An 18,791-nucleotide genomic window follows, 5' to 3' on the forward strand; every position below is an offset into this window, starting at 1 on the left:
TCGGGTCGAGACGCGGCCCGCCCTCCCATCCGGCGTAGGATCGCCCAGCACATTCGGATTGAGGCACGAAGAGTTCGGCGCGTCCTGCGAATTGTGGGCCGCGCAAGGTCTGCCGTTGCTCGGCTTGATGGACGGCCACGTTGCAGTTCACCGAGAAGAATAAACCGCGCGCTTTCCTGTTTTAAGTGAAGTGCAGGTGGAGCTTCGTCTTTTCGCTTAGCGAAGGAGACACAAAATGAATACTTATCTACCCTCGGCAATCGTCGCCAAAGAGGCGCGACTTTCCGACAATCAAATGACCCACTTTCGGCAGCTTGCCGAAACCGACGAGAACATGGCGGCTGTCCTTCCGGGCAAGCCCGAAGTGACCGGGAAGGCTCGCCTGTTCGATCCGACGCAAGCGGCGCTCGCCTGCATTATGGCCGACTTCATCGCGCTCGATGTGAAGGCTCCGCTGGCGGCGAGGATCGCCCGCCGGATCATGGAAGCGCGCGAACGCCAGCCGCAGGTCGAGCAGTGGTCCGTGATCGTGACAGAGAACGTGAATGTCTCGACCTTGCCGTTCGGCCAAACCGAGCTTCGCACCGGGTTTATCTCCGGCTCGCGCCTACGCTTCGCCGTGGTCATCGACTGGCGCAACTATGCCGACCGGATCGAGCGAGCGATTGCGGACGCGCCGCGCGTGATTGGGGGCGGTGATGGCGAGTAAGTCCAAAACAGGCCCCAGTCCAGGGGAGGGTGGACCGGGGTCTCCGTCCAGTGCTTCGGAAGGACGATCATCTAGTGGCGCGGGCGCGGAACCAAAGGATGGCGAGACACTTGAGACGGGCAAAATCATCCGGGGTGTCTTCGATATTCCGGAGGTCAAGCAATATGCCGATCGCATTGGTGCCGAGCATCGCGGGCTGCGTAAGATCGTCGTTCGCGAACGCATCGGGCGCTATTGGCGAGATATAGCGGTCATCCGCTTCTCCGAAACTGGCGAGATAACTGCCAGCGCGGAGGAGTATGAGCCGAGCGAAGCGGAACAGGCCGCAATCCTCGCTGTCTGGTCTCGGTATTCTTGGCCCACTTACGAGCCGTTTCTGTGGAAGGGGCAGAGCTTGCCGCATGATCCCGGGCGCTTCCCGTTTCAACGGACAGAGGCCGATGGCCTGTTCGAGTATTGGGACGAAGCCCGTGAGATACTCGAAATGGTCGAGGAGCGTGTTGAACACGAAGATGGATCCAAGGATTTCTACCCTTGGACTTACTGGTCAGATAAGGTTTGGCGCATAGCGGAGCCTGATAAGCTCCCTCTTTACAACAAACCCGCGATTGCCGACGCTTCCACCATCATCGTGCATGAAGGCGCAAAGTCTGCGCGTGAGGTCCATCGGTTGGTTGAGGATGATGGCACCTATGCCGCTGGCAGCGCGCACCGGAGCGGGGGTTGGCGCGATCACCCTTGGGGCGAGACGCTGCGAGGAACGCGCCTAGGCGCAGTTGCACATATCGGGTGGACCGGAGGGGCGCAGCGCGCACGCGCAACCGATTTCGGGCCTCTTCGGCGCTCGGGCAAGCGCATCATCTTCGTGGCCGATAACGACCGCGATGGGATCGACGCAATCAGCGAGATTTCCCGCATCAGCCGCCTCAAGATGGAAGCGGTCATCTTCAACGATGAGTGGCCCGATGGCTTCGACTTGGCCGATCCATTCCCTCCAGATCGAATTGAGGCTGACACACGCATGGAGAGCCTGCTGATCCCTGCGACATGGGCCACAGAGGTTCACTACACCGGGCGGAGGCCGTCCTATTCGATGCGACCGGAAGCTATTGGCGAATGGCTGTGGACCGTTTCGCCACCCCTGTTTTTCCATTCCGCGTCGCCGGGCCGGGGCTTCACCGAAGCCGAGGTGGATGCGATGCTGCGCCCGTTTAGCGATGCCGATGGGACGGCCCGCCTTATCCGACAAAATCTAAGTGCTCGCGCGGACGGCGTGGCATATTTGCCCGGCGATAAACGTGTGGTCGAGCGCGACGGATGGAGGCAGGTGAACCTATGGGTGCCGTCTCGCTTGCAAGAGCGCGAAGGTTCGGCATGGCCCTTCGCTCGCATTTTGGTCAGTCGCCTTACCGACCGTGCGGATCGACGCCACGCGATCAAGTGGGGGGCTACGCTTCGCGCGCGCCCCAAAACTCGCATAGAACACGCGATCCTTCTCCAGAGCGAAATGCAGGGCACTGGCAAGACGACCCTCGCCACTATCGCCGCCGAAATGGTCGGCGAGGAAAATGTTTCACGGCCCAACGAGAACATCCTGACCGACGGCAGTTTCAACAGTCACTTCGCCAAGAAGCGGCTCGTCATCGTGGATGAAATCTATTCTGGCCACAGCCGGAAGACATACAATCGGTTGAAGTCGCCCATCACCGACAAGAAGCTGCGGGTGAACGAGAAGTATCAGCCTGAGTACGAAATCGACGCATTCATGCACTTCATTTTCAGTTCCAACGATCAGATCGCCATGCTGATCGACAACACTGACCGGCGGTTTTTCGTGCCACGCATGGCTGAGACAGGGCTGCCGCCTGAAGTCTGGCGAGCTTTCTATGCTTGGCTCTATTCTGGCGGGCTAGGGATTGTCGCGCGGTGCGCGCGCGAATGGGTCGAAAAATACGGCGCTGTCCATCCCGGTGAAGCGGCTCCAATGTCGGCGGCGAAAGCTGAGATGGTCGAGCGCAGCAAATCGTTCGCCATGAAGCTCGCGCGAGAGGCCGTGGTGGCCATCGCCGAATATGGAAACGAGGACGGCGGGCAACGGGTCGCGGTCAGTCTCAAAGGCTTTCGCGCATGGTATCGTAGCACCTGTCGTTCTCGCGACGAAAAGCCTTTGAACGATAATCGCCTCGATCAGGAATTGGCTCGTGCAGGCTTGTTCGTCCGCAAGCGTGAGGGAACCAATGGCCCCGATCACCGGGTCAAAATCGAAGGGCGCAATACCTCGATCATCACCAATTTCGACGCAGACCTTTTCGACAAACCGCAGGACGCGGTTCGTAGTGCCCTGAAATCTATGGACGATCTAGGGATCGAGGAGGAGCCGCTTTGAGCAAGTCGGGTCGATCCGATCCCATCCCCCTATCCCCCAAGCGAAAGCCTAATCCTGTAAGGAGCGAAACAATGAGCAGTAGAAACGGAAAGTATATTTCGAGAGGTATAAGAAACTCGCAGTCGGAAAGGGGCCGGGGGGACGAACCCTCCTCCGGCTTCAGTTGGAACCGCGCACCCCCTTATAATCAGAGCGTCTATGAAATGGGCCGCAAGCGGTTCCAATCCTCGCAACGACGGATCGATGAACAACGTGCCGAAGATCATCTGGAGCGCGGCAATGAATTCGATGACTGCGCATGACCCCCTGGGGGCACTCGAAAGTAAATCGCCTACCGCAGTGCGGACCGGCGTCGGCGCGCGAAAAGCACGCAAACCCGTAAATCCATCACCCGATCAGGAGATGACTTCATGACCGACAAGCCTGAAAAACCGAAGGCCCCTCGCAAGCGCCGCGTGGATAGCGCCGCTAGTGTCGCAGCCGCAATCGTGGCCGGCGGCAAGTCCATCCAGCTCCCCTCCGATATCAAGTTCACCCCTAGCGAGCGCGAGGTGTTCGATGAAGTGTGCGGAGAGTTCAGCAAGAACGAGCTATCGCCGCACAAGGTCCGCATGGTCGCGCTGATGGCCCGCGACATGGTTTTGCTCGAAAGGGAACAGGCCCTGCTCAAGACCGAGGGCTACAGCATCACGAACGCGAACGGCAACACGATCCCGAACCCACGCGCCCGGACCTGTAACTCGGTGGCTGCTTCGATCCTAGCCACGCGCCGCTCACTCGGCATCCACACGCGGGCGCAAGCCGGAGGCGATAACCGCGAGGCCGCGAAGCGCCGCGCAATCAACCAGAAGAACGAAGCGAGCCGGGGCAGCTATGACGACAACCTGATCGCTTTGCCCAGACAGGAGACAGACGATGACTCGGTTCACTGATCCACCCGCCAGCGGTATGACCGGCAACAGCGAGCCGATGAGCGACCAGGCAATCGCGATGATGCGCGATTACCAGCGGCGGCTCGCCAATCAGTGCTTCTCGAAAGGCATAACGCCGAACGACATTGCGCAAGGCTCTCTCTTCGCCGCCTTCGACATCGCGGAAGGCGCAGTGGGGCCGGGACTGGCGGCAGTCGAATGGATGCGCACGGGCCTCGATGTGATCGAAAGCCAGCTTATGTCCGAGGGCGAATAATGGCGCTTCAACCCAACCTATCGATAGGCGACTGGCTCAAAGCCGAGCCTTACAAGGTTCGCCGCCGAGTGCTGGAAGTGATGGACGAATTGTCCCGCCCAATGACCCGCGCTGAGATCGAAGAGGCCTTGCGCCCGTCCGGCATGACCCGCTCGGAGCGGCGGCGGATAGCAAAAATGTTGAAGCATCTTCCAATCATTGCGATAGGGCTCGACAAAGCGAGGCATAAACCGCCGCGTACTACTTTTTAGTCATCGTCCTCGTCCTTGAGGAGTAGTTTGGCCTGACTTATCGTTTTTTCATGCCTAGCTGGGCCATTATAAAGCCTTTCAAGCAAACCCTCGATTATACTCATCCCAGCAATTATTTCTTTAGAGCTCATACCCTTGGCGCGATGAGCCCCTTCATTCCCCTTCTTTCTAATCCTGTGCAAAAGATCAACTTGATCGCTGTCGATGATCAATTGCTGGTGCAGATCATCGATCTTCTGCTTGAGATTGTTCCCTGCGCATTCCTTATGATTAACGATAAACTCAATTGCCAATCTCAAGCCGATCGTGGCTAATATCAACTTCGAACCGGCGAGCGCATAAAGCATTTCATCCAAAATATTGTCCAATTCTTCCGGAGTAGAATCGGTATTGAAGCTGAAATGTGCGGATACGGGGGCAGGATACTGCTTCGAATATTCGACTAGATATTGTTCGCCATACTCATCATGCCCGACGTCATATGAGTCGTAGGTTGTTGTTTCGAAGCAAACTGAGTCGCAAGCGCCACAGCGATAGATCGAGTGCTTGGATCCGCCAAACTCGTGGTTGTATTCATCATTCCAACTTCCTTCGCACCTCGCCTCCAGATTATGGATTGTGAGTCGCTCACAACCGGCGCAATGCAACCGTTTTCGGCCCTTCGGTTTTTTTATTCTTTCAAATTTATCCAGCAATCGAATTCCCCTTGGAGCGACAGTAACACGCTTATCTTTTGGTCGTTCTCTTTTCTTTGAAATGCAAGCCGAATATTCCGAGCTATAGACGAAAAGTAGCTTGTGGCATGACGGACTCTGCCAGACGCTACAATAAGTCAGGCAAGCCGGACGCTGCCGAAACGACAGGGGCAATCGCCCCTTCGCGACACTCAACTCGTTTCGGAGAATACCAATGCAACAAGTATCGCGCGGCGTTCCCGCCGCACTTGCAGCCGCCTCGGCTCTGACTTCAACCCCGGCGCCCATCCGGGCAGAGGGCTTCGGAGAACACCAGCAGCTCTTCAATGAAATTCAGTCCACGCTGGGCGACATTCGCAACAAGACAAACGGGCGGCTCGAAGCGGTCGAGGAAACTAACCGGAACTTGATCGACAGCCTCAATCGGATCGAAGCGGCTGGCGGTTTCGCGCCCAGCGGCGGCTCCATTGTCCCGGATGAACCGGAATACACTCGCACCTTCGCGAGCTTTCTGCGTTCGGGCCGAGGTGAAGAACAGTTGAGCGAGCTACAAGGTCAGGGTGAGCGCGCCTCGATCCAAGCAGCACTCAGCGTCGGCAGTGATCAGAACGGCGGCTATCTCGCTCCCACGGAATGGGATCGGTCCGTATCGAAGGCGCAGATGGCGACCTCGCCCATGCGTCGCCTCGCTCGGCTTATGACGACGACGGTGGGCGCGTTCTCCACCCTCTGGCAGACTGGCAATCCCGGTTCGGGCTGGGTAGGCGAGACGGCGGCGCGTCCCGAGACGACCACACCGCAATTCTCTCCGATCACCTTCGCGGCTGGCGAGATTTACGCCAACCCGGCCGCGACTCAGCGCATTCTGGACGATGCGCTCATTGATCTGGGTTCGTGGCTCGTTGAGGAGCTGCGTGTCGAGTTCAACCGGCAGGAGGAGATTGCTTTCCTCGCTGGCGATGGCGTGAACAAACCGCGCGGCCTTCTCACCTACGTGACCGGCGGCGCGTCGGACGGTGAGCACCCGGGCGGCAATCTTACAGTGGTCGAGCAGGCTATCGCGGTCGATACGCTCATCGACTTCATGTATGGTCTAGCCGCGCCCTATCGGGCCAACAGCACCTGGCTTATGTCGAGCCTCACGGCGGGTGCGCTCACTCGCTTGAAGGATGCGGACGGCAATTTGATCTGGCGCGAGAGCCTTATCGTGGGCCAGCCTGCCACGCTGCTTGGCCGTCCGGTCGAGATTGACGAGGGCATGCCGGGACCGGACGCGGGCAACGTCTGCATCGCTTTCGGAGACTTCAACGCGGGCTATCTCATCAATGACCGCAACAGCTCGCTTCGCTTGCTGCGCGATCCCTACAGCAACAAGCCATTCGTGCATTTTTACGCGACCAAGCGCGTTGGCGGCGGGTTGCTGGATCCTAACGCTATCAGGCTCCTCCGCATTCCGGTCTAAGCGGCTAGGATCGTTGCAGAGCGCAATTCGGAGGCTCGCCGGTAGGAGACTGCTGGCGGGCCTCTTTATGTGTTGCGGTCACCGTGGAAACGGCCACCAGTAAGATTGCAATGCTGCCGTGACCCGAATTAGGTTGATCGGGAGGAGCAAGGCGTGGCGGAGAAGCTGATATTTTCGATTGGGCCAGATGGTGATGTCACCGTCCGATCCTATGATGAGCTACAAAAGTGGCTGGAGAAGGAGCGAGCTCAGTGGGCTTGGTTGGTACGTGGTGATCCGAAAGTTGACCGCCATAACATTGCTACGAACACACAGAACCAGTGGGATAATCTCCTAAAAAACATTCAAAATCTGGAAAACCAAGGCCAACCTCTGGAAGACGCTAGGGGGCATCTCGCTCCCCTTTCGGATGGTCCATTGCTTGTTTCCACGACCAAGAAGGGCACAAGCGTTCTGGACGTTCGGAACGCAGTCGGTGAGCCTGCAGCCGCTTTCGCTTTCGGTTTCCAAACGAACCAGTTCAACGTTCAAAATGCACAAAACCAAGAGGACCTTCTTGGGGCCATTTTGACTGTTTTCCCAAATCTGAACGACGATGCAGATTGGCATGAGAGGCTCAAGCGGGAGCGAGCTAACTTCAAGATGGCTACGCGCAGCGCAATTGAACGAGTTGATAAGGAAGCAAGCGAACGCATCGAGTCTAATATTGAGCTTGTTGAGCGTGCGTCGGGGATCGCGCGTCGTATTTTCGATAAGAAACGTGAGCGGTGGAAGGCTGTTCAACTCGAATGGCAGAAGGCTGCCGATAAGGCTGTTCAAGATATTCGAGCGACTGAAGCTGCTTATCTGGAGTTCATGAAGCTTAAGGCACCGGTCGAGTATTGGGAAGGCAAGGCGACCGAACATGAGACGCGCGAGGGAAAGGCGCGCACCCTTTTGTATTGGTATTTTCCGCTCACTATTCTCGCCATGCTGATAGCGTTCGGAGGCGCTGGCTGGTTTCTCGTCTCACATCCTAACACTGAGGCGACGCAAGCGCCTATCGCGCTCTATGTCGTCATATCCGGCGGTTTGCTTTTGTTCTCCACCATTGCATTCTGGATCGGACGCATCCTGACCAAGCTCTATCTTAGCGAACACCACCTACGTAACGACGCTGAGGAAAGGGCAGTTATGACGACGACATACCTAGCTTTGACCAGTGAGAACGCGGCAACGGACGAGGATCGCCAGATCGTTCTCAATGCGTTGTTCCGAGCCACTCCCGACGGGATCGTAAAAGATGACGGTCCTACGGACGCAAGCCTGCAAGGATTGATCGCGCGTATGGCGGCTCGTTAGAAGCGATATTTCCGGGAAAAATCGGGGATCGCTAATCGGCGTTAACGAGAAATCGCTGCGATTTCATGCTGCTATTCGCTATGAGCGCGGAAGCCCTGTCCACCACTTCCTTCAAACCGAGGCCGGTCCGGCCCGATCAGAAACGCCAGCCTGCGCGCAGGTTGAAGATCGGATCGTTGCTGGTATCGCGCTCGCCGCTTCCGCCAAGAGGCAGGGCGCCTTCGATTTCGAAGGAGATCGGCCCTACGCGCCCGCGCAGTCCTGACCCGGCGGAGAACAGCGACCCTTCGCCCGTCTCGCGGTCGATGTCAGAAACATATCCACCGTCGGCAAAGGCGTAGATTTGGAGCGCGTCGAGCGGCGTGTCGCCGGTCTTGAAGCGGTAGCGCATCTCGGCAAGGCCGACGATGCCTTCATCGCCGAGCACTTCTGCAAATCCATAGCCGCGGGTCTGGTAGGCACCGCCGAGCGACATCTCCTGTGTGGAGAGAAGCGGGCGATCGGCAAGCTGGCCCGAGGCCGAAAGGTAGAGGTCGAATCGCTTGGCGACCGGGAGGCGGGCGTTCGCATTGGCTTGGAAGAGCGTGAACACGCCGTCCCCATCGGAACGCGAGGCGTTCGGATCGCCCAACCGCGTTGCACCAAGGATATCGAGACCACGTTCGACCCATGCCGATATGCCTGCCGTACCGCCGGCGACTGCAAACCGGGTGCGGATCCCGGCGGTCAGCGACACGATCGTGTCATCGCGTAGCATGACGTCGATAGCGTCCTGCTCGATCGAAACGAAATCGGCGCCACCTTCGAGCCACACGCTCAGATCGCGCGTGCGCTTGATCGGGATGGAGGTCGCGATGCTCGCACGCAATGTCTCGCCGGCAATATCGCTGTCGCCAACATCGCCCCCAGGCGCCGTGCTGCCGACCGATCCTGCCACTTCGACGACAGCGCCGCTGTCACTGATCTGGGTCTGATAGGACAGCGACCCTGAAAGAAGTTCCGATGGATCGACGGGATTGGTCCGGATCGAAGCGGATAGCTCGTCTGCCGGATTGAACACCTCGGCAAAGCTGCCCGAAAGCCGTGCACGCACCGGGCCATAGCGTTCGGAGCCGTAATTGTCGGCAGTCAACCGGACCGTCGGATCGCGCTCGCTCAGGCGCACGACCAGGATTGCGCGTCCGTCCTCGCGCTTGAGCCGGGCACCGCGAAGCCGCAGGCCGGGGATGTCGGATACCAGCAACAGGCGCGATTGCAGCTGTGTCTGCGACACCGGCTGACCGACCAGCGAGCCGAGCATCCGGGCCGCGACCGGATTATCCGACCCTTCGATGCGAACCTCGTCTATCCGCCCCTCGTCGACTTCGACCTGAACAATGCCGAGCCGGTAGGCGGTCTCGTCCACCGATACGACGGCGTGCGGGTAACCCGCTTCCTTGGCGACCTGCACGAGCTCATCGGTCAATTCGTCGAGCGTTTCCTCGGTCAGCGGCTTGCCGAAGAATTCCTCGACCACCTGCTGATAGGCTTCGTCCTCGACCGCTTCGTTGCCGCTGATGACAACCGCGCCAATCTGCGCGACCGCGACGCTGCTGACAGCGGGAGACGGCACCCTTGCAGGGGTATTCCTGGTCTCGGCGATGGTCAGCATATCGCTGTAGGCGATTTGCGGTGCGCCTGTAGCGGCAAGCGCAGGCGCAGCCGATGCAAGGGCACCGGTCAGCGCAAGACCTGCAATGGTTCTGAAACGAGGGCAACGCATCGACATGGCGACGACGGCTAGGCGATGGCCCCTAACATCTGGTTACGATAAAGCCATTGGGTAAACGGGCGATTTACTTTTGGGTAAGTAAGCGGATTCACGTCTTCTTGATAACCGACCGATATTGCCGAAGCCTCAGAATTAAGTTGAGGCCAACAATGATCGCACTTGCAAAGAAATCCATGGTGGTTGCCGCGCTGCTTGCCGGGACCAGCGCCTATGCGCAGGTCCCGGACTGGCGCGTATCGGAAACCAGCGGGCAGGTGTCGATCGTGCGCGATGGTCGCAGTCTTGCCGCCAGGCAGAACCTCACCCTCGAGCCCGGCGATCTGATCCGGACCGGGACCCGCGGGAGGGCGGTTCTGGTGCGGGGAAGCGAATTCGTGGTGGTCTCGCCGCGCGCCGAACTGCGCCTCGCCGATCCAGAGGAGACCGGGCCGGTCATCCAGTTCTTCCAGTATCTCGGCAATGCGCTGTTCGATATCGAGCGTCGCGAAACCCAGCACTTCGGGGTGCAGACCCCCTATCTTGCCGCCGTGGTGAAGGGCACGACGTTCAACGTGTCGGTCTCTGAAGGCAATTCGAGCGTGCAAGTGACCGAGGGCGCTGTCGAGGTCGCCACCGGCGATGATCTCGAGGCGGCTCTGATCACTCCGGGCCTTATCGGGATGGTCAGCGCTGACAATGCCGGCGACTTGCTGGTAATCGTCGGCGATGACGCCGCTGAAAATGCAGCAAGTGCGGTCGTGCGCGGGTCGCCGAGTTTCGTGAAGGGGGTCAGCGACCTCGATACGCAACCCGCGCCGGAGGCGCCAGTCGTGCAGGCATCGGCCCAGGCTTCCGATGACGAAGCCGATGACGACGGCAACCAGGTCTCCGACCTGTCCGGCAGCCACAACAATGGCGGCGGTGATGGCGACGGTGACGTTGACGACGGCGACGACGCCAACCGCAACGATGACGAAGACGACAGCGGCGATGACGGCGATGACGCCAATCGCAACGATGACGACGACGACGGCGGCGATGATGACGACGGCGATGACGCCAATCGCAACGATGACGACGACGACGGCGGCGATGATGACGACGGCGATGACGCCAATCGCAACGATGACGACGACGACGGCGGCGATGATGACGACGGCGACGACGCCGATGAAGACAGCGACGACGATGACGTCAGCGACGACGATGGCAATGATGATGGCGCCGACGCCGACGCCGATGACGAAGGCGACGATGATGGCGACGACGCCGATGATGACGACGACGCCGATGACGAAGGCGACGATGACGATGACGCCGATGACGAAGGCGACGATGATGACGATGACGATGACGACGACGACGATGATGACGACGATGTCGATGTCGGCGTAGACACGGACGGCGACGGAGATGACGACGTGTCAGTTGGTGTCGATTCCGGCAGCGATGACGACGACGATGACGACGACGCCGATGATGATGACGACGACGATGATGACGACGATGTCGATGTCGGCGTAGACACGGACGGTGACGGAGATGACGACGTATCAGTCGGGGTCGATTCCGGCAGCGATGGCGATGATGATGACGATGACGATGACGACGATGACGACGACGACGACGACGATGATGACGTTGACGTTGACGTTGGCGTAGATACGAACGGCGACGGAGATGACGACGTTTCGGTCGGTGTCGATACCGGCAGCGACGACGACGATGACGACGATGACGACGCTGACGATGACGACGACGATGACGACGACGATGACGATGATGACGACGGCGTCGATATCGATGTAGGCATCGACGTCGACGGCGACGATGACGATGACGACGACGAGGATGACGACGACAAGAAGGACAAGAAGGACAAGAAGCCGAAGAAAGACAAGGACGACGACGACGACGATGACGACGACGATGACGATGACGATGACGATGACGATGACGATGACGATGATGACGACGGCGTCGATATCGATGTAGGCATAGACGTCGACGGCGACGATGACGACGACGAGGATGACGACGACAAGAAGGACAAGAAGGACAAGAAGCCGAAGAAAGACAAGGACGACGATGACGACGACGGAGCTGATGACGACGTCGATGTCGATGTAGATGTGGATGTCGGCGGCGATGACGATGGTGACGACGGCAGCGATGACGACGTCGGCATCGATGTCGGTATAGACGTTGGAGGCGGCGACGATGGCGGCGATGATGTGGGGATCGATGTCGGCGTGGATGTCGGGGTCGGCGGCGATGATGACGACGCCAACGACAACGACAACGATGATGATAATGATGACGGCGAAAACGACGACGGCGATGACGGCGATGACGACGACGGCGAAGGTCTGCTCGATGGGCTGATCTGACCATGATCGCCGCGCCCCGCCAGGCGGAGTGATTGGCGCGGGTCATCACAGCAAACGCATCGGTAACCATTTCCTGCGATAAGAACCGTTCACGCAGCGGCACGGTTCGCGCCGGAGGAGGCCCCCCATGTGGTTGACGCGCAAGCCGCGCGAGCGCCGCGAGAATTCGATCAGCATTGCCGCTTTTGCGGCTGCTATCCTGCTCGCGCTCGGCCTTGCGGTTTCCGGGTGGGGGCTTGGGCTCGAAAGTTCTCTTCGCGATTGGCGCGACCAGATGCGGGTCAGCCCTGCAACGGGCGACATCGTGATCGTCGAAATCGATGGCAAATCGCTCGAAGCGTTGCCGACCTGGCCATGGCCGCGCAGCCATTATGCACAGGCGATCCGCAAGCTCGACGCGATGGGCGCATCGCAGATCGCATTCGATGTCGATTTCTCTTCGCGCTCCGATCCCGAAAACGATGCCGAGCTCGCGCGCGCCTTCGCCGCGATAGCCCAGCCCGCTCTGCTTCCCACCTTCCGCCAGCGCAATAGCGCCTCGGCTATAGAGAGTTACACCGAAGCGCTCCCGATCGAGGAATTCCGCGAACACACCTTCGTCGCCTCGGTGAACGTGGTCCCTGCTGCAAACGGTCGCATCATCCGGTATCCCAACGGAGTGGTGACCAATGGCGTCGCGCGCCCATCGCTTGCCAACATGCTGGCCCGTTCGGACGGGGAGGTGGGCAATGCCTTCCGCGTCGACCAGGCGATCGACATCAACACCATTCCCCGCATCTCATTCATCGATTTGGTCGAGGGGAGGGTCGATTCCGCGCGGGTACGCGGCAAGCACGCGGTCATCGGCGCGACCGCGATCGAGCTGTTCGACCGCTATCCCACGGCCCTGTTCGGAGTGCAGCCGGGCGTGGCCATCCAGGTCCAGGCGGCAGAGACCCTGCTGCAGGACCGCGTCCGCAGCGAGACCGGCCAAGTTCTGCCGCTGCTGGTCACGGCGCTTCTTCTCGCCGGATTGCTGGCTGCCGGGGGCAGGTCAAAACGCATCCCCGTGCCGGCCAGCCTAGCTGCCATTGCGGTCGGCGCCGTCGTGGTCGGTTTCGCGCTGGCTCTCGACCAGCGCCACCTGATCTATGTCGAGCTTACCGCGCCAATTGCCTTTGTCGTCACATTCTTTGCCGTGCAGCGCATCCTTGTTGCGGCGGTCAATCTTGAAGCCGAGCGGATGACCGATACCGCCACCGGTCTCGCCAATCACAACGCCCTGGGCCAGGCGGTGAGGAGTGATGACGCGGTGTTCGCGGCTCGTATCGCCGATTTTTCCGATGTCGGTTCGTTGCTCGATCACGATGCGCAGGTCCAGCTCGAAGTGGCAGTTGCAAGGCGGCTTCAGATCGCCGCCGGGGGAGCGGAAATCTACCGCCTTGAGCCCGGGACCTATTGCTGGATCGCCGGCACACTCGAAACCGAACAGGCCGAGGCGCTCTTCGTGTCGGCGCGAGCACTTTTCAACGCCGCTTTCACCACCGGGGATGAGCGGTTCCAGCTGACCCCGGCATTCGGCCTGGCCAAGGGTGATTTCAAGGGCGCCGCGACAACCGCGAAATATGCTGCCAGCGAAGGGCGCCTGTGGGCGAGCGACGCCGATGAGCAGCAGCGTTCGACCCAGTTCAAGATGCGGATCCTCGCCGAAATCGACGATGCGATCGAAAGCGGTGCGATCACCGTCGTGTTCCAGCCCAAAATTGCGCTTCAAACCGGCCTGATCAGCGGCGCCGAATGCCTTGTGCGCTGGACAAGCCCGCAGTTCGGGCAGATCTCGCCCGCGCAATTCATACCCGTGCTCGAAGACAAGAACCGCATTTCGGGCCTGACCCATTTCGTTTTCGACACCGCGGTCCGCCGCCTCGAAGAGGCCGCAAGCCTCGGCCACGCACTCAATCTGGCAGTAAACATTTCCGCACAATTGTTGAGCGATCCGGGATTCATCGCCGAAATCGTGCGCAAGTTGCGTATCGCCAATTTTGCCGTTGACTGCCAGTTGACGCTCGAGATCACCGAAAGCGCACCGCTCGCCGATTCGACTACCGCCAAGGAGGCGTTGAACCGTCTTGTCGATGCCGGTGCGCGCATTTCGATCGACGATTACGGCACCGGCCAGGCGACGCTCAATTACCTCCAGGATTTCCCGGCTCAAGAGCTCAAGCTCGACCAGAGTTTCGTGCGCGGCCTCGTGACCGAGGCCAAGGACCAAATCATGGTGCGCTCGACGATCGAACTCGCCCATGCTCTCGGCTTCGCGGTGGTCGGCGAGGGAATCGAGGACGAGGCGATCCTGAATGCCTTGCGCGAACTGGGCTGTGACTATGGCCAGGGCTGGCACACCGGCCGGCCCGTCAAGTGGGAGCGTTTCCTGAAGGAACTCAATGCCAGGCCGACCCAGGGCGTCGCAGCCTGAAGCCATTGCCCAAGTGGAACGATCGCGATCTGCGATGACCGCGTGACAATTACGGCGCGAGACGCCTCTTGCCGCATTGCGGGTGCGGCTATATCCCGCGCCCATGCAAGACACCTCGACCAGTACAGCCCCTGCAAGCCACACCCGCACCGGACGCCCGGTGATCTCGGCGAGCGGGCTCTTCACGCCCGAAGAATCGATCAGCAACGAAGAATTGGTCGAGAGCTTCAATGCCTATGTCGACCGATACAACGCGGCCAATGCCGAGGCGATCGAGGCTGGCGAGGTCGAAGCCTTGCAGCATTCGTCGGTCGGCTTCATCGAGAAGGCAAGCGGGATCAAGGCGCGCCACGTGATGAGCAAGGCCCCGATTGTCGATCCGGCGATCATGGCGCCTCGTCTCGAAGAGCGTGCGAACGACGAATTGTCGATCATGGCCGAGATCGGTGTCGCCGCAGCTCGCGATGCCCTTGAGCGCGCGGGCCGTGATCCCGCAGATGTCGACGCGGTGCTGTGCGCCGCCTCGAATATGCAGCGCCCCTATCCGGCCATGGCGATCGAGATTCAGCAGGCGCTCGGAATCGAGGGATTCGCTTTCGACATGAATGTCGCCTGTTCATCGGCGACATTCGGGATCCAGACCGCGGCCGACTATATCCGCGCAGGTAATGCAAAGAGCGTGCTGGTGGTCAGCCCCGAAATCACTTCGGGCCACCTCAACTGGTGCGACCGCGACAGCCATTTCATCTTCGGCGACGTCGCCACCGCGGTGCTGGTCGAAGACGCGGCGTTTGCCCCTGAGAGCCACTGGGAAATCCTGAGCACCAAGCTCAAGACGGTGTTTTCCAACAATATTCGCAACAATTTCGGCTTCCTGAACCGCGCTCACCCGGAAAGCGAAGGCAGCGCGGACAAGCTGTTCGTCCAGGAAGGTCGCAAGGTTTTCAAGGAGGTGGTCCCGATGGTCGCCCAGATGATCATCGATGAGGCAGGCCGTCTTCAGATGGACCCGGCGACGCTGCGGCGCCTGTGGCTTCACCAGGCCAATGCCGGGATGAACCGGCTGATCTCGCAAAAGGTGCTCGGACACGAGGCCAGCGACGACGAAAGCCCGACCGTGCTCGACACCTACGGGAACACGTCGAGCGCGGGGTCGATCATCGCTTTCCACCTGCACAGCGATGACCTGGTTGACGGGGATACCGGGCTGATCTGCTCGTTCGGCGCGGGTTATTCGGCCGGAACGGTTTTCGTGCGCAAGGTTGGCTGAACGCTGGCGCGCCGCGAAAGCCAGCGATCCCAAGCACGGACCAGGCGGCCCGAGACCCTCCAGATCAGTGCAACAGCGAGCAGCGATACCAGTCCGTCGACCGCGTAATGGTAGGCGAGGTGGACGCTGCTGATCCATGTGATGAAGAAGAACACGCCAAAGAACGCGCCCCAGCGCGGCGAGACCTGGCGCACCGCAATCCAGTATAAAAAAGCGATCGCGCAATGCATGCTCGGCATCGCGGTGATCCCGCTGCCGAGCCCATCCTGACGTTGGTGATACCATTCGAGCAGCATTTCCTGCACCGGCAACACCATGATCGGCACTGTTTCGTTCGCCGCTCGAAGATAGTCCATCTGCATATCGAAGGTCGGGTCGCCGAGGATCGGGCCGACGAAGACCGGTCCGACCGAAGCGAGCCACGTGGCCATGAGGCCGCCGACCAAAGTCCAGCTCAAGACATAGGACAGGAAGAATTGCCGCCTTGCGACCTCGTCGGTTCGCGCAAAGGCAAACCACATTACCCCCGGGTAAAGCAGCAGGAACCACAGCTGGTAGAGCAATCCCAGGAAGGCGGTCACCAGCGGATAACCAAGCAGGGGTTGCAGGACCTGCCAGGCGTCGTATCCGAAAAAGATCTCGCGATCCCAGGCGATGAATGCGGCATCCCAGCTGTATTCGTTGAACAGCGGGATCGCTGATTTCATCTTGCTGAAATAGGGCAACAGCACGATCGCCACGCCCAGCATCGGAAGACCGGCCAGTATGCGCCGGCGCATGGGCATGGCGCCATAGCGCGCGCGCAAATGTGCAATCGGGCTTTTCGGGCGGTCCTGGTAGAGCGTGCGCGCTGCGTCCCAGCAGACAAGCACGACAACGAACATCGCGAATATCTGGGCATTCGCGATGATCCCGCCAATCCCGGGATTGATGCCCTTGGAAGCCAGGAGCGCCAGGCATAGCGCCATGAGTGCGGATCCGATTGCCAAGATCGGCACTTCGCCAATCCATCGCGCGCGGATGGCATCGCGGGTGTTACGCACGGCGCGTTCCTGCGCCTCGCGCGCTTCGCAGATGGCTGGTGTCGACGCCATGATCGCGCTTGCAATCCCCTTATCGTGGCTCGGGTTCGAAAGCGGACAATTAGGGTAAACATCTCACTAAAATGTGAATGTGTTGACCATCGCTTGCGCACACTTGCTTGTGTGGGCGGTCGCCAGACCCTAGATGCACCGTCATGGCAGGTGAAATACTAGACAACCAGGGTCGCGGCGAAGCCAGCTGGAGCTGGCCCGCAATACATCCCGAAGGCCGCAAATACGGCGTGATCGCGGTGCTAATCAGCCTTATCCCGCTGATCGTGCTCGACTGGGAAATCATCGGCTGGCCGATGCTTCTCCTTTCGGCAGGCGTTTTCGCGTTCTTCCGCGATCCCGAGCGGGTGATCCCGCAGGCAGATGATGCCATCGTCGCGCCGGCGGATGGACTTGTGACCCTGATCAGGCAGGTCGAGCCGCCAACCGAATTGCAGGTCGATGACGGTTCGGGCAGCCCGGGTCTAGCCGCAGGACCGGTCACGCGAATCTCGATTTTCATGAGCGTGTTCGACGTTCATATCAACCGGGCGCCGATCGCCGGCACCATTCGGCGCGTGGTCTATGTGCCAGGCAAGTTCGTCAACGCCGATCTCGACAAGGCGAGCGAGGAGAACGAGCGCCAGCACATCCTGATCGAACGGCCCGACGGGCTCGCGATCGGGTTCACGCAGATCGCTGGACTGGTTGCGCGGCGCATCGTGCCTTTCGTCAAGCCGGGCGACATGGTCGCCAAGGGGCAGAGGATCGGGCTGATTCGGTTCGGCAGCCGGGTCGACGTCTATCTGCCTGCCGGGACCGAGCCAAAGGTCCTGATGGGTCAGAAAATCGTGGCGGGCGAAACGATCCTTGCAGAACGCGGCACGGGGGCGCTTCTCGAAGGGATCGCACAATGACCGGTGCGGCGGTCCTGGAACCGGCGCGATGAGTTTTTCCTCACGCGATGAACGCGGCCCGCCTCCGCGGATCGGCCCCAAGGCCGTCGAAGGCGATGACGCGATCGAGGCGAACGAGACGAGAGGCCTGACGCTTCGCGCAATGCTTCCCAACGCGATTACCGCGGCGGCCCTTTGTGCCGGATTGACCGGTGTGCGCTTCGCTGCAGAAGGGCAGTGGGCCTTCGCAATTCTCGCGGTCATTCTTGCAGGCGTGCTCGACGGCATGGACGGGCGCATCGCCCGGCTGCTGAACGCGCAATCGCGCTTTGGTGCCGAGCTTGACAGTCTCGCCGATTCGATCTCCTTCGGGGTCGCACCGGCCCTGATCCTGTATATGTGGGTGCTGGATGACCTGCCGCGCTTTGGTTGGCTGGCAGCGCTGGCTTATGCGATCTGCTGCGCCTTGCGCCTCGCCAGGTTCAATGCGCGGATAGATGTCGAGGACCAGCCGCACAAATCCGCCGGATTTCTGACCGGCGTACCTGCGCCGGTCGGGGCTGGGTTGGCCTTCACGCCGCTCTATCTGTGGCTGGAGACGGGCATCGAACTGTTCCGCGACCCGCTTTTCAACGCGGTCTGGTTAGGCGCCATCGCCGTGCTTTTCATCTCGAACATGGCTACCTTGAGCTGGACCGCAATCCGCCCAAGGCGCGATATCCGCTTGTGGCTGCTCGCCTTGGTGGCGCTCGCATTTGCGGCGGCGCTGCTCGAACCGTGGTGGACCCTGACCGCGATCAGCGTGGTGTATCTTGCGCTGATGCCATACGCGCTCGTGCGCTATGGCAAGGTCAAGCGTCGCCGCGCGATGCGCGACAAGCCAGTGAAGAGTCCGGGCGACGAGCCCGTCTGAACGCTTCGCCGC

15 protein-coding genes are annotated in these 18,791 nt (G+C 60.1%); 12 read left to right on the top strand and 3 right to left on the bottom strand.

Annotated features, from left to right (window positions below):
• Positions 1 to 235: 235 nt before the first annotated feature.
• The 5 genes from ACKTSM_RS06675 to ACKTSM_RS06695 all read left to right on the top strand — a co-directional run bounded on the left by ACKTSM_RS06675 (position 236) and on the right by ACKTSM_RS06695 (position 4,534).
• Positions 236 to 709: a hypothetical protein gene (locus tag ACKTSM_RS06675; protein WP_407873880.1), complete on the top strand. Its 474-nt coding sequence runs from the start codon at positions 236 to 238 to the stop codon at positions 707 to 709.
• A complete protein-coding gene (locus ACKTSM_RS06680; protein WP_407873881.1) occupies positions 699 to 3,095 on the top strand; it encodes a DUF5906 domain-containing protein in 2,397 nt (798 codons plus the stop codon). Before ACKTSM_RS06675 ends, ACKTSM_RS06680 begins: the two co-directional genes overlap by 11 nt.
• Positions 3,096 to 3,505: 410 nt before the next feature.
• Positions 3,506 to 4,027, top strand: a complete 522-nt coding sequence (locus ACKTSM_RS06685; RefSeq protein WP_407873882.1) for a hypothetical protein — start codon at positions 3,506 to 3,508, stop codon at positions 4,025 to 4,027.
• Positions 4,011 to 4,283, top strand: coding sequence for a hypothetical protein (locus ACKTSM_RS06690; protein WP_407873883.1), 273 nt, complete (start codon positions 4,011 to 4,013; stop codon positions 4,281 to 4,283). The genes ACKTSM_RS06685 and ACKTSM_RS06690 overlap by 17 nt, the downstream gene beginning before the upstream one ends.
• Positions 4,283 to 4,534, top strand: coding sequence for a hypothetical protein (locus ACKTSM_RS06695; protein ID WP_407873884.1), 252 nt, complete (start codon positions 4,283 to 4,285; stop codon positions 4,532 to 4,534). Before ACKTSM_RS06690 ends, ACKTSM_RS06695 begins: the two co-directional genes overlap by 1 nt.
• On the opposite strand, the gene ACKTSM_RS06700 is transcribed toward ACKTSM_RS06695, so the two are convergent.
• Positions 4,531 to 5,229 carry a DUF4145 domain-containing protein gene (locus tag ACKTSM_RS06700; protein WP_407873885.1) on the bottom strand — a complete coding sequence of 233 codons (699 nt, stop codon included), beginning with the start codon at positions 5,227 to 5,229 and terminating at the stop codon, positions 4,531 to 4,533. The genes ACKTSM_RS06695 and ACKTSM_RS06700 overlap by 4 nt on opposite strands.
• A gap of 214 nt (positions 5,230 to 5,443) precedes the next feature.
• Between ACKTSM_RS06700 and ACKTSM_RS06705 the strand changes: the two genes are divergently transcribed.
• Both ACKTSM_RS06705 and ACKTSM_RS06710 read left to right on the top strand, forming a co-directional pair.
• Positions 5,444 to 6,691 (top strand): phage major capsid protein, encoded by a 1,248-nt coding sequence (locus ACKTSM_RS06705; protein ID WP_407873886.1) that lies wholly within the window; start codon positions 5,444 to 5,446, stop codon positions 6,689 to 6,691.
• A 153-nt stretch (positions 6,692 to 6,844) separates the two neighbouring features.
• Positions 6,845 to 8,032, top strand: coding sequence for a DUF6161 domain-containing protein (locus ACKTSM_RS06710; protein WP_407873887.1), 1,188 nt, complete (start codon positions 6,845 to 6,847; stop codon positions 8,030 to 8,032).
• Positions 8,033 to 8,168: 136 nt separating this feature from the next.
• Here the strand turns inward: ACKTSM_RS06710 and ACKTSM_RS06715 are convergent, their stop codons facing one another.
• The gene (locus ACKTSM_RS06715; RefSeq protein ID WP_407873888.1) at positions 8,169 to 9,683 is read right to left on the bottom strand and encodes a ShlB/FhaC/HecB family hemolysin secretion/activation protein; all 1,515 of its coding nucleotides are present in this window, start codon (positions 9,681 to 9,683) and stop codon (positions 8,169 to 8,171) included.
• A gap of 269 nt (positions 9,684 to 9,952) precedes the next feature.
• Between ACKTSM_RS06715 and ACKTSM_RS06720 the strand changes: the two genes are divergently transcribed.
• The 3 genes from ACKTSM_RS06720 (at position 9,953) to ACKTSM_RS06730 (ending at position 15,897) form a co-directional block, all read left to right on the top strand.
• Entirely contained in the window at positions 9,953 to 12,172 is a 2,220-nt protein-coding gene (locus ACKTSM_RS06720; protein ID WP_407873889.1) for a FecR domain-containing protein, read from the top strand.
• 127 nt (positions 12,173 to 12,299) lie between these two features.
• Positions 12,300 to 14,627: an EAL domain-containing protein gene (locus ACKTSM_RS06725; RefSeq protein WP_407873890.1), complete on the top strand. Its 2,328-nt coding sequence runs from the start codon at positions 12,300 to 12,302 to the stop codon at positions 14,625 to 14,627.
• Positions 14,628 to 14,730: 103 nt separating this feature from the next.
• Positions 14,731 to 15,897, top strand: a complete 1,167-nt coding sequence (locus ACKTSM_RS06730) for a beta-ketoacyl-ACP synthase III (RefSeq protein ID WP_407873891.1) — start codon at positions 14,731 to 14,733, stop codon at positions 15,895 to 15,897.
• Here the strand turns inward: ACKTSM_RS06730 and ACKTSM_RS06735 are convergent.
• Positions 15,858 to 16,991, bottom strand: coding sequence for a phosphatase PAP2 family protein (locus tag ACKTSM_RS06735; RefSeq protein WP_407873892.1), 1,134 nt, complete (start codon positions 16,989 to 16,991; stop codon positions 15,858 to 15,860). The two genes, ACKTSM_RS06730 and ACKTSM_RS06735, sit on opposite strands and share 40 nt — an antisense overlap.
• 143 nt (positions 16,992 to 17,134) lie before the next feature.
• Between ACKTSM_RS06735 and ACKTSM_RS06740 the strand changes: the two genes are divergently transcribed.
• Entirely contained in the window at positions 17,135 to 17,887 is a 753-nt protein-coding gene (locus tag ACKTSM_RS06740; RefSeq protein WP_407873893.1) for a phosphatidylserine decarboxylase, read from the top strand.
• Between the two features lie 28 nt (positions 17,888 to 17,915).
• Complete coding sequence (locus tag ACKTSM_RS06745; RefSeq protein WP_407873894.1) at positions 17,916 to 18,779, top strand: CDP-alcohol phosphatidyltransferase family protein; 864 nt, start codon at positions 17,916 to 17,918, stop codon at positions 18,777 to 18,779.
• Positions 18,780 to 18,791: the final 12 nt, after the last annotated feature.

It is taken from the genome of Qipengyuania nanhaisediminis, assembly GCF_045862805.1.
GTDB lineage: Bacteria > Pseudomonadota > Alphaproteobacteria > Sphingomonadales > Sphingomonadaceae > Erythrobacter > Erythrobacter nanhaisediminis_A.